The organism is Actinophytocola sp. (assembly GCF_035712165.1).
In the GTDB taxonomy this organism is placed as follows: Bacteria; Actinomycetota; Actinomycetes; order Mycobacteriales; family Pseudonocardiaceae; genus DASYTH01.
In genome coordinates this window covers 43,313-54,992 of sequence record NZ_DASTBH010000229.1, presented here as the reverse complement: position 1 = coordinate 54,992, position 11,680 = coordinate 43,313, and the positions used below count along the sequence as shown (strand labels likewise).

The 11,680-nt window shown below is 72.3% G+C and carries 13 protein-coding genes; 5 read left to right on the top strand and 8 right to left on the bottom strand.

What is annotated here, in order from left to right:
* From VFO68_RS13175 to VFO68_RS13140, 8 genes are all read right to left on the bottom strand, one after another.
* Nucleotides 1-1,018 (bottom strand): AfsR/SARP family transcriptional regulator (locus VFO68_RS13175; protein WP_325158537.1); only part of this gene is annotated, 1,018 nt, incomplete at its 3' end.
* A 34-nt stretch (nucleotides 1,019-1,052) separates the two neighbouring features.
* Nucleotides 1,053-1,784, bottom strand: coding sequence for a hypothetical protein (locus VFO68_RS13170; RefSeq protein ID WP_325158536.1), 732 nt, complete (start codon nucleotides 1,782-1,784; stop codon nucleotides 1,053-1,055).
* Entirely contained in the window at nucleotides 1,781-2,272 is a 492-nt protein-coding gene (locus tag VFO68_RS13165; RefSeq protein WP_325158535.1) for a SigE family RNA polymerase sigma factor, read from the bottom strand. Before VFO68_RS13165 ends, VFO68_RS13170 begins: the two co-directional genes overlap by 4 nt.
* A 68-nt stretch (nucleotides 2,273-2,340) precedes the next feature.
* Complete coding sequence (locus VFO68_RS13160) at nucleotides 2,341-2,946, bottom strand: response regulator transcription factor (RefSeq protein WP_325158534.1); 606 nt, start codon at nucleotides 2,944-2,946, stop codon at nucleotides 2,341-2,343.
* Nucleotides 2,943-4,127 carry a sensor histidine kinase gene (locus tag VFO68_RS13155; RefSeq protein WP_325158533.1) on the bottom strand — a complete coding sequence of 395 codons (1,185 nt, stop codon included), beginning with the start codon at nucleotides 4,125-4,127 and terminating at the stop codon, nucleotides 2,943-2,945. The genes VFO68_RS13160 and VFO68_RS13155 overlap by 4 nt, the downstream gene beginning before the upstream one ends.
* Nucleotides 4,114-4,842, bottom strand: coding sequence for an ABC transporter permease (locus VFO68_RS13150; RefSeq protein ID WP_325158532.1), 729 nt, complete (start codon nucleotides 4,840-4,842; stop codon nucleotides 4,114-4,116). Before VFO68_RS13150 ends, VFO68_RS13155 begins: the two co-directional genes overlap by 14 nt.
* Nucleotides 4,839-5,762, bottom strand: coding sequence for an ABC transporter ATP-binding protein (locus tag VFO68_RS13145; RefSeq protein WP_414635495.1), 924 nt, complete (start codon nucleotides 5,760-5,762; stop codon nucleotides 4,839-4,841). Before VFO68_RS13145 ends, VFO68_RS13150 begins: the two co-directional genes overlap by 4 nt.
* A 104-nt stretch (nucleotides 5,763-5,866) precedes the next feature.
* Nucleotides 5,867-6,022: a DUF6131 family protein gene (locus VFO68_RS13140; RefSeq protein WP_325158530.1), complete on the bottom strand. Its 156-nt coding sequence runs from the start codon at nucleotides 6,020-6,022 to the stop codon at nucleotides 5,867-5,869.
* 356 nt (nucleotides 6,023-6,378) lie between these two features.
* On the opposite strand from VFO68_RS13140, the gene VFO68_RS13135 reads away from it, so the two are divergent.
* Genes VFO68_RS13135 through VFO68_RS13115 form a run of 5 tightly spaced genes read left to right on the top strand, consistent with a single transcriptional unit; the run spans nucleotide 6,379 to nucleotide 11,672 of the window.
* Nucleotides 6,379-7,890: an ABC transporter substrate-binding protein gene (locus VFO68_RS13135; RefSeq protein ID WP_325158529.1), complete on the top strand. Its 1,512-nt coding sequence runs from the start codon at nucleotides 6,379-6,381 to the stop codon at nucleotides 7,888-7,890.
* Nucleotides 7,891-7,895: 5 nt separating this feature from the next.
* Nucleotides 7,896-8,852, top strand: coding sequence for an ABC transporter permease (locus VFO68_RS13130; RefSeq protein ID WP_325158528.1), 957 nt, complete (start codon nucleotides 7,896-7,898; stop codon nucleotides 8,850-8,852).
* Nucleotides 8,849-9,727, top strand: a complete 879-nt coding sequence (locus tag VFO68_RS13125; protein ID WP_325158527.1) for an ABC transporter permease — start codon at nucleotides 8,849-8,851, stop codon at nucleotides 9,725-9,727. Before VFO68_RS13130 ends, VFO68_RS13125 begins: the two co-directional genes overlap by 4 nt.
* The gene (locus VFO68_RS13120) at nucleotides 9,724-10,698 is read left to right on the top strand and encodes an ABC transporter ATP-binding protein (protein ID WP_325158526.1); all 975 of its coding nucleotides are present in this window, start codon (nucleotides 9,724-9,726) and stop codon (nucleotides 10,696-10,698) included. Before VFO68_RS13125 ends, VFO68_RS13120 begins: the two co-directional genes overlap by 4 nt.
* Nucleotides 10,695-11,672: an ABC transporter ATP-binding protein gene (locus tag VFO68_RS13115; protein WP_325158525.1), complete on the top strand. Its 978-nt coding sequence runs from the start codon at nucleotides 10,695-10,697 to the stop codon at nucleotides 11,670-11,672. The genes VFO68_RS13120 and VFO68_RS13115 overlap by 4 nt, the downstream gene beginning before the upstream one ends.
* The last annotated feature ends 8 nt before the right edge of the window (nucleotides 11,673-11,680 follow it).

Below are 11,680 nucleotides of genomic sequence, written 5' to 3'. Positions count from 1 at the left end.
ACCGGGCCAGGGCGTGCCGCAGCCACCGGCCGCCCTCGCGGTAATGGCCGGGCACCCGGCAGTAGCGGCGCAGCGCCGTCGCCAGGCGCAGCTCGGCGAACCCGGCGCCGGGCTCGGCACGCGCGTCCTGCGCCAGCCTGGCCAGGAACAGCCGGGCCTGCCGCTGCCGGCAGGCCGGTTCGTCCGGTTCCGGGCGGGGCCGGGCGCGGACCACCCTGGCCGGCGGCGCGGTAGCGGGGTCCAGTTCGGTCGCGCCGGCCAGCAGCGCCATCTCCAGCCGGCGCAGCCGGGGTCCCGGTTCGGTGCCCAGTTCGTCGAGCAGCGCCGTCCGGGCCTGCCGGTAGGCGCGCAGCGCCTCGGCCGGCTGCCCGGCGCGGTGCCGGGCGATGACCAGCAGCTCCCAGAGCCGTTCGCGGCCCGGCTGGCAGGCCACCGCCCGCGTCAGGTCGTCGGCCACCCGGCCGGGCCGGCCCAGCCGCAGCTCGGTCTCCGCCAACGCCTCGATGGCGCCGGCCAGATCCTCGCGCAGCCGGGCCAGCTCTGCGCGGCCCCAGTCCTCGACCGGACAGCCGGACAGCGGGTCACCGCGCCACAGCTCCAGACCCACGCGCAGCTCGATCGCGGCCGTGGCCAGGTAGTCGGCCTCGATCGCCTGCCGGCCGGCCGCCAGGTGCGCCTGGAAACCGCCGGCGTCGAGGCTGCCCGCCGGCAGCACCAGCGCATAGCCGGGATCCCGGGTGACCAGCAGCCCGTCCAGCCCGACCGCAGCCAGCGCCAGGCGGATCCGGGCGAGCTGACGGTTCAGGTTCTGCTCCGCGGCGGGCGGCGGATCCGCGCCCCACAGCCCGGCCACCAGCCGCGACCGCGACACCACGTCGGGCGTTCGCAGGGCCAGCAGGGCGACGATGGCGCGCTGCCGCGCCCCGGTCAGCCGCACCGCTCCGCGCGTACCGGCCACCTCGAGCGGCCCGAGTAATCGCACGGTCACGGACAGTTCCAGCTCGGGAACCTCGTCCATGAACCGGGAATTGTGACAGCCGGGATCCGCTTCGTCACCACCGGTCGGTGAGAACCGCGACCATCTGGTCGAGGGTCAGCGGCGGGTGCGGGCCGAGCAACTCGGTGTTGCCGTGCGGCGAACGCTGGTTGCTGACCACGAGGATGAACGAGTTGCCGTCCGGGCGGTAGGTCTGGACGTACCGGTTGAGCCCGCCCGCGGGGCCTCTCGCGCTGAACTCGCCGCTGACCACCCGGGTGCCGTCCGGCAGGGTGTGCTCCTCGAAGTCGCCGGTCCACGACGTCCCGCCCATCGCCATCGGATAGCCGGTCAGGTCGAAGCCGCCGGTGACGCCGCCGGCGGTCAGCGTGCCGCGGATGGAGGCGCCGATGCGGACCTCCGGCGGCGTCGCACCCGTCGACACGTCGTGGGGCTCGATCTTGGTCCCCAGGCCCGGACCGCTCTCGGTCACGGTGAAGGTCGCGCGGTCGCCGAGTGCCGCGCGGAACCGGTCGGTCAGTTCCCGGACGTCCGGGCCTTCCGTCCGGGCCGGGGTCGTCGCCCGGGTGCTCGGTGGGGCCATGGTCTGGCTCCCGGAGTCGAAGGCGGGCGCGAGCACTCCCACGCCGGCGGCGATCCCGACCACGACAGCGGCGGCGGCGGCGAACGGCACCAGCCGGGCGGCCGCGCGGGGCGCCGGGACGGTGGCGTGCGGCGTGCCGGTCGCGGCGTCGGCCCGCCGCTCCAACTCGGTGAAGGCGTCGGCCAGGACGCGGAGGTCGGTCATCGGGTCTCCTGGTAGGTGGGCGAGCTTTCGGCCAGGTCGATCCGCAGGGCCGCGAGCGCGCGGAAGATCTGGCTGCGGACCGTGGTCTCCCGGCAGCCGAGCAGGGCGGCGATCTCGCTGTCCGGCAGCCCGGCGTAGTAGCGCAGCACCACGGCGGCGCGCTGGCGCCGGGGCAGACCGGCCAGCCGGCGGATCATCGCGTCCCGCTCGGCCCGCTCGTCGGTCCCGTCGCCGTAGCCGGCCGGTTCGACCTCGGCGCGCGGGGTGACCCGGGCCAGTCGCCTGCGCCAGGACAGGTACTCGTTGACGACCATGCGGCGCACGTAGGCGTGCGGCTGGTCCATCCGCGAGATCCGGTCCCACCGCTCGTACGCGCGGCACAGCACGTCACTCACCAGGTCCTCGGCCAGCCAGGTCTGGCAGGTCAGCACCGTGGCGAACCGCATGAGTGCCGGCCGTTGCCGGGCCACGTACGCACCGAACTCCATCGGCTCACTCCCGATCCCCGTGGGTTACACCCCTGAACGCGGGGGCACCCGGATCCGTTGCATCGAGGTCAGAGCCAGCCGTTGGCGTCGGCGAGGCGGGCGGCCTCGGCGCGGGTGCGGGCGCCGGTCTTGCCGATCGCGGCGGAGAGGTGGTTGCGCACGGTGCCGGTGGACAGGTGCAGCAGCCGGGCCACGTCGGCGATGGTGCCGCCGTCGCGGGCGGCCAGCAGCACCTCGCGTTCCCGGTCGGTCAGCGGACTCTGGCCGGTGGCAAGGGACTCGGCGGCGAGTGCCGGGTCGACCACGCGCAGCCCGGCGTGCACCCGGCGCACCGCGTCGACCAGTTGCTCGGGCGGGGCGTCCTTGACGACGTAGCCGGCCGCGCCCGCGGCCATGGCCCGGGCGAGATAACCGGGCCGGCCGAACGTGGTGCACACCACGATCCGGCAGGACGGCAGCGCGCGGTTCAGCTCGGCGGCGGCCTGCAGTCCGTCCCGGCCGGGCATCTGGATGTCGAGCAGGGCGACGTCGGGGCCGGTCCGGCGGGCCGCGGTCAGCACCTCGTCGCCGGAGCTCACCTCGGCCACCACCTCGATGTCCGGCTCCAGGCCGAGCATCGCGGCCAGCGCGCCGCGCACCAGCGCCTGGTCGTCGGCCAGCAGCACCCGGATCATGCCGGCTCCCGGGTGGCGGAAACCGTTGCCCGCAACCGGAACCCGCCGTCCTCGGCGGTGCCCGCGTCGAGAACTCCGCCCAGCGGAGCCAGTCGCTCGGCCAGCCCGGTCAGCCCGTTGCCCCGGTCGGCGGCTGCGGTGCCCGGTGCCAGGCCATTGTCGCGGATCTCGATCCAGGTCTCGCCGAGCCGCACCTCGCACCGGCTGGCCCCGGAGTGCCGGATGACGTTGGTGACGCCCTCGCGCAGCACGTAGGCGAACGGCTCCTGCAACGACACCGGCACGTCGTCCACCGCGTACGGCAGGTCGGCGCTGATCTGCGCGGCCCGCAGCGCGGCGCGGGCGCCGGCCAGCTCGGCCGGCAGCGACGCGGTGCGCCGGCCGGACACGGTGAGCCGCACCTCGGCAAGTGCCTGCCGGGACAGCAGTTCGACGTCGGTGATCTCGGCGACCGCGCGGCCGGTGTCGGCGCCGGACTCGAGCACCCGGCGGGCCAGCCCGGCCTTGACCGTGATCGTGGTGAGGCTGTGGCCGAGCACGTCGTGCAGGTCGCGGGACATTCGGGCGCGTTCCTCGGCGACCGCGAGGTCGGCCACCCGGTCCCGGGCCGCGCGCAGCTCGGCGACGGTCCGGATCAGCGCGGTGAACCCGAACATCGCCATGGTCATCACGACCAGCAGCATGGCGTTGTCCCAGTGCGGGTTGCCCGTCTCGATCGTGCTGACCACCAGCAGGCTCACCGCCGAGGCCAGCCCGATCAACGCACCCACGTTGCGCGGCAACAGGACCAGCGCGGCCACGATGGCGTAGGTCCAGTACACCAACAGATCCGAACCACCGAACAGGGCGAGCACGACCGGCATGGCGAACAGGGCGGCCACCGCGGTGATCCGGAACAGCCGGGACCGCACGCGCATCCCGATCGCGATCGCGGCCAGGTAACCCGCCCCGTAGACCACGGTCACGGTCACCACCGCGACCCGGAAGCCGGGGGAGTGCGGGCTGTTGAACGCTGCGACGATGGGTTGCGCCAGGTAGAAGAGGAACAGGGCCGGCCAGACCACCGCCGGCAGCAGGCTGCGGGTGCCCTCGGCGGACGGGCGAACCGGCCACTGCCAGCCGCTGGACCGGCCGTCCTGGTCGTGCTCGCCCACCGCGTTCCCCCTCTCAGACCCGGGCACTGTCCCGACGGTACCTGCGGGCCACGGCCAGCCCGAGCACCACCGTCCACGCCGCGAGCACCAGCGCCGCGTTGCCGAGGCTGACCGACAGTTCGCTGGTCACCGCGCCGCGGCCGACCTGTTGGAGCCAGTAGGACGGCAGCAGCCTGGCGACGGTGAGCAGGCCGGCCGGCATGCCGTCGATCGGGATGAAGATGCCGCCGAGCAGGGCCATCACCATCATCACCACGCTCATCAACGGCTGCATGCTCTCCGCGGTGCCGATCTGGCCGAGCAGCAGGCCGAGCACCGCGAACGGGATCACCGCGAGCCAACTGCCCAGGACCACCCGGCTCCACTGCCCGGCGTCCAGTGACACGCCCTCGAACAGCACCGCGACCAGCGGCACCAACAGCACGCCGGGCAACGCCAGCACCATCGCGGTGACGCCCTTCGCGGTCAGGTACCCGGCGCCGGACAGCGGGGTGAGCCGTAGCTGGCGCTGCCAGCCGGCCGCGCGTTCCAGGGCGATCCGGCCACCGGCGAACATCGCCGCGGTCAGCGCGCCGTAACCGGTCATGTTGACCATCAGAACCGCGGTGTAGCCGGGTTGGTCGCTGGCGAAGATCCCGGTGTAGAGCAGGAACAGCGCGACCGGCATGGCGACGGTGAAGATCAGGAACCGGATGGACCGCAGGCCCCGGCGCACTTCGAGCAGCAGGTATCCGAAGCTCATTGCACGACACCCCCGGTGAGGTTCAGGAACGCCTCTTCCAGACCCAGCGCGGTCACCTCGATGTCCCGCGCCCGTGGGAAAGCGGCCAGCAGGGCGCGCAGCGTGGCGTCGGAGTCCTTGCTGGACAACGATATCCGGTCACCGCGCAGCTCCACACCGGACGCTCCGGGCAGGGCGAGCAGCTGCGGCTCGGTGGCGCCGGGCACGACCGCGCGGATCGTGCGGCCGGCGGTCAGCGCGGTCACCTCGGCCACCGACCCGTCCGCGACGATCCGGCCGGCCCGCAGCAGCACCACCCGGTCGGCGAAGCTTTCCGCCTCGTCCAGGTAGTGCGTGGCGAACAGCACGGTCCGTCCGGTGCCGGTGAACTCCCGCATGCTCTGCCAGAACTCGCGGCGGGTGGCCACGTCCATGGCCGCGGTCGGCTCGTCCAGGACCAACAGGTCCGGGTCGCTGACCAGCGCCACCGCGAACCGCACGCGCTGCTTCTGCCCGCCGGAGAGCTTCGAGCACCGCCGGCCGGCCAACTCGGCGACCCCGGCCCGTTCCAGCGCGTCGGCCACCGGCAGCGGGTCGCGGTGCAGCGCGGCCACCAGGGCGACCGTCTCGCCGACGGTCGCGTCGTCCAGCAGGGCTCCGCCCTGCAGCATGGCGCCGATCCGGCCGCCCGCCACCGCGCCGGCCGGGCGCTCGCCGAACACGGTCACCGTGCCGGAGTCCGGCTCGGTGAGCCCCAGGATCATGTCAACCGTGGTGGACTTGCCCGCGCCGTTGGGCCCCAGTAGCGCCACCACTTCGCCCGGCGCGATCACGAGGTCCACCCCGTCGACCGCCCGAACCTCGCCGTACCGCTTGGCCAGCCCGGTCAGCGCCAGGGCCGTGCCAAGCGAAACCGGGCCGGCGGTACCCGTTCGTCGCAATGTGTTCACAGCGACAACGGTGCCCGCCGGCCCGGTTATGCCCGCATAGCGGCCGTCATGTCCTGACCGTGACAAAAGTCAGGGGGCGGCCGTTACCGTGCGGATCAGTACCAGTGCGCCCGGCCACCCACTCGGCGGCCCATGCCGCCCATCAACGCAAGGACGGCACCGATCACGACCAATACGATTCCGATCGTCCACAGGATCGAGATGTTGGTCAGAAAACCGATGACCAGCAGGATGACGCCTAAGATGATCATGGGTCGTATTCCCTCCGGGGCTTCTTCGCTGGTAGAACCGCAGCTGAGATACCCGGTGGGCCGTGGTCTAAACATCCGCCCCGATGGTCCTTAATGGACCGGTAAAGCGGGCATATCCACCGGCCCCCAAGGGTTTTGTGCACGCGGAGTCACAGTTGCGCAACGGAAACGGAACCATCGGGCCGGTGTATGCAGGATGGTCGGGACCCCTGCACGCAACCGGAAGGAAGACCGTGACCCGTTTCCGGGCTCGCGGCGGCGCGAGGTTGCTCACCCTGGCCGCGGCCATAGCAGTAGGGCTCGCCGGATGCGCGAGCATCGACACACCGCAGCAAGGGGGGTCGACCCAGAGCGGCGTGGACGACAAGCCGCTGAAGTCCGGCGGCACCCTGCGGGTGGCCCTGTCCGCCGAACCGGACCGGCTGGACCCGACCCTGGCCCGGACGCTGGTCGGCCGGACCGTGTTCAACGCCATCTGCGAGAAGCTCTACGACCTCGACGACAAGTTGGAGATCGTGCCGCAACTCGCCGCCGCGCTGCCGGAGCTGTCCTCGGACGGCCGCACGGCCACCGTGAAGGTCCGCAGCGGGGTGAAGTTCGCCGACGGCACGGCGCTGGACGCCGCGGCCGTGAAGACCTCCCTGGACCGGCACCGCACGCTGGAGGGGTCGGCCCGGCGCAGCGAGCTGGCCAGCGTCAAGGACGTGAGCGTCAAGGACCCGGCCACCGTCGAGATCCACCTGACCGACCCGTTCGCGCCGCTGCCCGCGGTGCTCGCCGACCGGGCCGGCATGATCATGTCGCCGGCCGCGCTCGCGGCCAAGGGCGCCGACTTCTCCTCCGCGCCGGTCTGCGTGGGCCCGTTCAAGTTCACCACCCGGATCGCGCAGGACCGGATCGAGGTGGACCGCGACCCGAACTACTACGACGCCGCGAAGGTCAAGCTGGACAAGGTGATCTACAAGATCATCTCGGACGCCAACACCCGGTACAACAACCTGCGCTCCGGCGATGTCGAGGTGCTCGACACGGTCAGCACCGTCAACGCCGAGGAACTGGGCAACGACCCGAACCTGCGGCTGCTGTCCACCCGGTCGCTCGGTTACCAGGGCATCACGATCAACGTCGGAAACGTTGCGGGAGTGGGCAAACCGCCGGGGCAGGTGGCGGCGCCGTTCGTCACACCGCTGACCACCGAGGCCAGTGTGCGCCGGGCGTTCGGGCTGTCCATCGACCGGGAGGCGCTGGTCCGCTCGGTGTTCCGCGGCCAGTTCGAACCGGCCTGCGGACCGGTCAGCCCGGCCAGCCCGCTGTCCTCCGACGCCGCCCAGGCCTGCCCGCCGCACGATCCGGCGCAGGCCAAGAAACTGCTCACCGACGCCGGGCTGTCCACGCCGGTCCAGATCGGACTGATCGTCGGCAACACCCCGGATGGGCAACGGGTCGGTGAGGCGATCAAGTCGATGGCCGTCGAGGGCGGGTTCGACGTCCAACTCGCGCCGACCGAGTTCGCCAGCTCGCTCGACCTCACCGACGCCGGCCGGTTCCAGACCTTCCAGATCGGCTGGTCCGGCCGGGTCGACCCGGACGGCAACATCACCCCGTTCGTGCAGACCAAGGGCTCGCAGAACATCTCCGGCTACTCCAACAAGCAGGTCGACGACTGGTTGAACCAGGCCCGGGCCGAGCGGGACCAGGGCAAGCGCAAGGACCTGTACGGCAAGGTGGTCACCACGTTGCAGCAGGACGCGCCGCTGATCTACCTGTGGCGGCAGAAGAACCTGACCGGGGTCAGCGACAAGGTCGGCCAGGTCCGCGAGTACGGCGACGGCCTGCTCCGGTTCGGTACCGCGGGCTTCGTGGAGTAGACCCGATGAGTCGGTACCTGCTGCGCCGGCTCGCCGAATCGGTGATCACGCTGCTGCTCGCCACGGTCGTGGTGTTCCTCGGTATCCGGGCGCTGCCCGGGGACCCGGCCCGCACGCTGGCCGGGGAGGAGAGCGACCCGGAGACGGTGGCCGAGATCAGCGCGGCGTACGGGTTCGACCAGCCGCTGCCCGTGCAGTACGTGCGCTATCTGGGCCGGGCGTTGACCGGCGATCTCGGCACCTCGCCGCGCACCGGCCTGCCGGTCACCGACTCGATCATCCACGCGCTGCCGGTCACCCTGGAGCTTGCCCTGCTGGCCATGCTGATCGCGGTCCTGATCGGACTGGTCGCCGGCACCGTCGCCGCGGTGCGCAGGCGCGGTCCGCTGGAGTGGGCGGCGAACTCCGTTGCCCTGATGGGTCTTTCGGTGCCGAACTTCTGGTTCGGGCAGATGGGCGTGCTGCTGTTCGCGATCTACCTCGGGGTGCTGCCGGCCTCCGGGTTCGTGCCGCTGGTCGAGGATCCGGTGGCAAACCTGGAGCACATGATCATGCCGGCGGTGGTGCTCGGCACCGGGCTGGCCGCGCTGATCATGCGGCAGACCCGGTCGGCCATGCTGGACGCGCTCAACGACGACTACGTGCGCACCGCCCGGGCCAAGGGCCTGCCCGGCCGTCAGGTGATCATCGGGCACGCGCTGCGGAACAGCCTGATCGTGGTCACCACCATCGTCGGTCTCGAACTGGGCGTGCTCATCTCCGGCGCCGTGGTCACCGAGTCGATCTTCGTGCTGCCCGGGTTCGGCAGGCTCACGCTGGACGCCGTGTTCACCCGGGACTACGCGATGATCCAGGGCATCGTGCTGTTCACGGCGACCGCCTACATCGTGCTGAACCTGCTGGTGGACCTGCTCTACTCGGTGATCGACCCGCGGATCAGGGTCGGGGGTGTGCTGCGGTGACCCTGGTCGAGCTGGCCGCCGTCCCGGAGCGGCCGAGCCGGGGGCGGATGCTGCGCCGGTTGCGCCGCAACCCGATGGCGATGTCCGGCCTGGTGGTGGTCGTCGTCGCCGTGCTGGCCGCGGGGCTCGCTCCGCTCATCGCGCCGTATCCCTTCGACGCCACGGACTTCACCGCGCCGGCGCCGCAACCGCCGTCGCCGCAACACTGGTTCGGCACCGACGAGCTCGGCCGGGACGTGTTCTCCCGGGTGCTCTACGGACTGCGCGCCTCGATCGTGGTCGGCGTGCTCACCGTGCTGCTGTCGATCGTGGTCGGGGTTCCGCTCGGCCTGCTCGCCGGGTTCTACGGCTGGCTGGACCCGGTGGTGTCCCGGCTGACCGACCTGCTGCTGGCCTTCCCGTTCCTGATCCTGGCGGTCGCCCTGGCGGTCATCCTCGGGCCGTCGCTGTTCACCGCGGTCATCGCGATCGCGGTGGGCGCACAGGTGCCCGGCATGATCCGGGTGACCAGAGGGGAGGCGCTGCGGTTGCGCGGGATGGACTATGTGGACGCCGCGATCGCCGGCGGCGCGGGCGACCGCACACTGCTCGTCCGGCACATCCTGCCCAACTCGGTGAACGCGATCCTGGTGCAGGCCACCGTGTACGTCCCGGCGGCGATCATCGGGGAGGCGGTGCTGTCCTTCCTGGGACTGGGCATCCGGCCGCCGACCCCGTCGCTGGGGGTGCTGCTGGCCAGCGCGCAACCGTTCTACCGCCAGGGGCCCTGGCTCGCGGTGTTCCCTGGGCTCGTCATCGTCGCGCTCACCCTGGCGCTCAACCTGCTCGGCGACGGCCTGCGGGACGCCATGGACCCCCGGCAGGTGACCCGTTGACACTCCTGGAGGTTGAGGGGCTGAGTGTCCGGTTCGACACCGAGGACGGGCCGCTGCTCGCGGTCGACGCGGCGTCGTTCGCCGTGGCCGACGGCGAGGTGCTCGCACTGGTCGGCGAGTCCGGCTGTGGCAAGAGCGTGACCGCGATGGCGCTGACCGGACTGTTGCCGCGCAACGCCTACGTCGAGGGCTCGGTGCGGTTCGCCGACCGGGAGTTGACCCGCGAGTCGTCCCGCCGGCTCACCGCGATCCGCGGCCGGGACATCGCCTACGTCTTCCAGGAGCCGATGAGCTCGCTCAACCCGGTGCTCACCGTCGGCCGCCAGATCGGCGAGGTGCTGCGCCGCCACCAGCACACCACCGGCGCGGCAGCCCAGCGGCGCGCCCGGGATCTGTTGGTACGGGTCGGAATTCCGGAGCCGGACCGGCGGCTGCGGGCCTACCCGCACCAGCTTTCCGGCGGCATGCGGCAGCGGGTCATGATCGCTATGGCGCTGGCCTGCCAGCCCCGGCTGCTGATCGCCGACGAGCCGACCACGGCGCTGGACGTCACGATCCAGGCCGGGATCCTCGACCTGCTGCGCACCGCGGGCGCCGAGACCGGCACGGCGATCCTGCTGATCACCCACGATCTCGGCGTGGTGGCGGACATCGCCGACCGGGTGGTGGTGATGTACGCCGGGCGCACGGTCGAGGAGTCCGATGTGGACGGACTGTTCCAGGCTCCGTGTCACCCTTACACCCGGGGCCTGCTCGGCGCGGTGCCCAACCCGGCCCGGCGGTCGACCGGCGGGCTGCGCGAGATTCCCGGCCTGGTGCCGGTGTTGCGGTCGGCGACGGACGAGTGCACGTTCGCCGACCGGTGCCCAGCCGCCGACGACCAGTGCCGAACCAACCGGCCGGTGCTGCTTCCCGGCCCGGCCGGCCACCCGGTGGCCTGCTGGCATCCGTCCGGGCGGGCCGAGCCGTGACCGGCGAACCTGTACTCGAACTCGACGGTGTGGTCAAGCACTTCGGCCCGGTCCGGGCGGTGGACGGGGTGAGCCTGACCATCGCGCCCGGCGAGGTGCTCGGGCTGGTCGGGGAGTCCGGCAGCGGAAAGTCCACGCTCGGCCGCTGCGTGGTGGCCCTGACGCCGGTCACCGCGGGCCGGGTACTGCTGAACGGCGTCGACCTGGTACCGCTGTCCCGGCGCCGGCTGCGCCCCCTGCGGCGCGGCGTGAACATCGTCTTCCAGGACCCGTCCGGCTCACTGAACCCGCGGATGACGGTGGCCGACATCATCACCGAACCGTTGCGGCTGCACCGGATCGGCAACCCGGCGAGCCGGCGGGAACGGCTGCGCGAACTGCTCGACGCGGTCGGCCTGCGCGCGGAACTGGCCCGCCGGCACCCGCACGAGCTTTCCGGCGGCCAGCGCCAGCGGGTCAGCCTCGCCCGCGCGCTGTCGGCCGGTCCCGCCCTGCTGGTGGCCGACGAGCCCACCTCGGCGTTGGACGTCTCGGTGCAGGCGGCCGTGCTCAACCTGATCGCCCGGCTGCAGGCCGAGCTCGGGTTCGCCTGCCTGTTCATCACCCACGACCTCGCCGCCGTCGAGTTCCTGGCCCAGCGGATCGCCGTGATGTACCTCGGCCAGCTGGTCGAGGTCGCCGGCCGGGCCGAGTTGTTCGCCACCCCCCGGCACCCCTACACCCAGGCGCTGCTGTCCGCCGCGCCGGTGCCCGACCCCGCCGTGCAGCGCACCCGCCGGCGCATCGTGCTCACCGGCGACATTCCCAGCCCGGTACGGCCGCCCACCGGCTGCCGGTTCCACACCCGCTGCCCGCTCGCCGAAACCCGTTGCCTCGTCGAGGAACCGCTGCTGCGTCCGGTCGGTCCGAACGGCACGCTGGTCGCGTGCCACCTCGTCGCGCCGGACGGCACGGCGCCGCCACTCACCGCCTGACCACGACA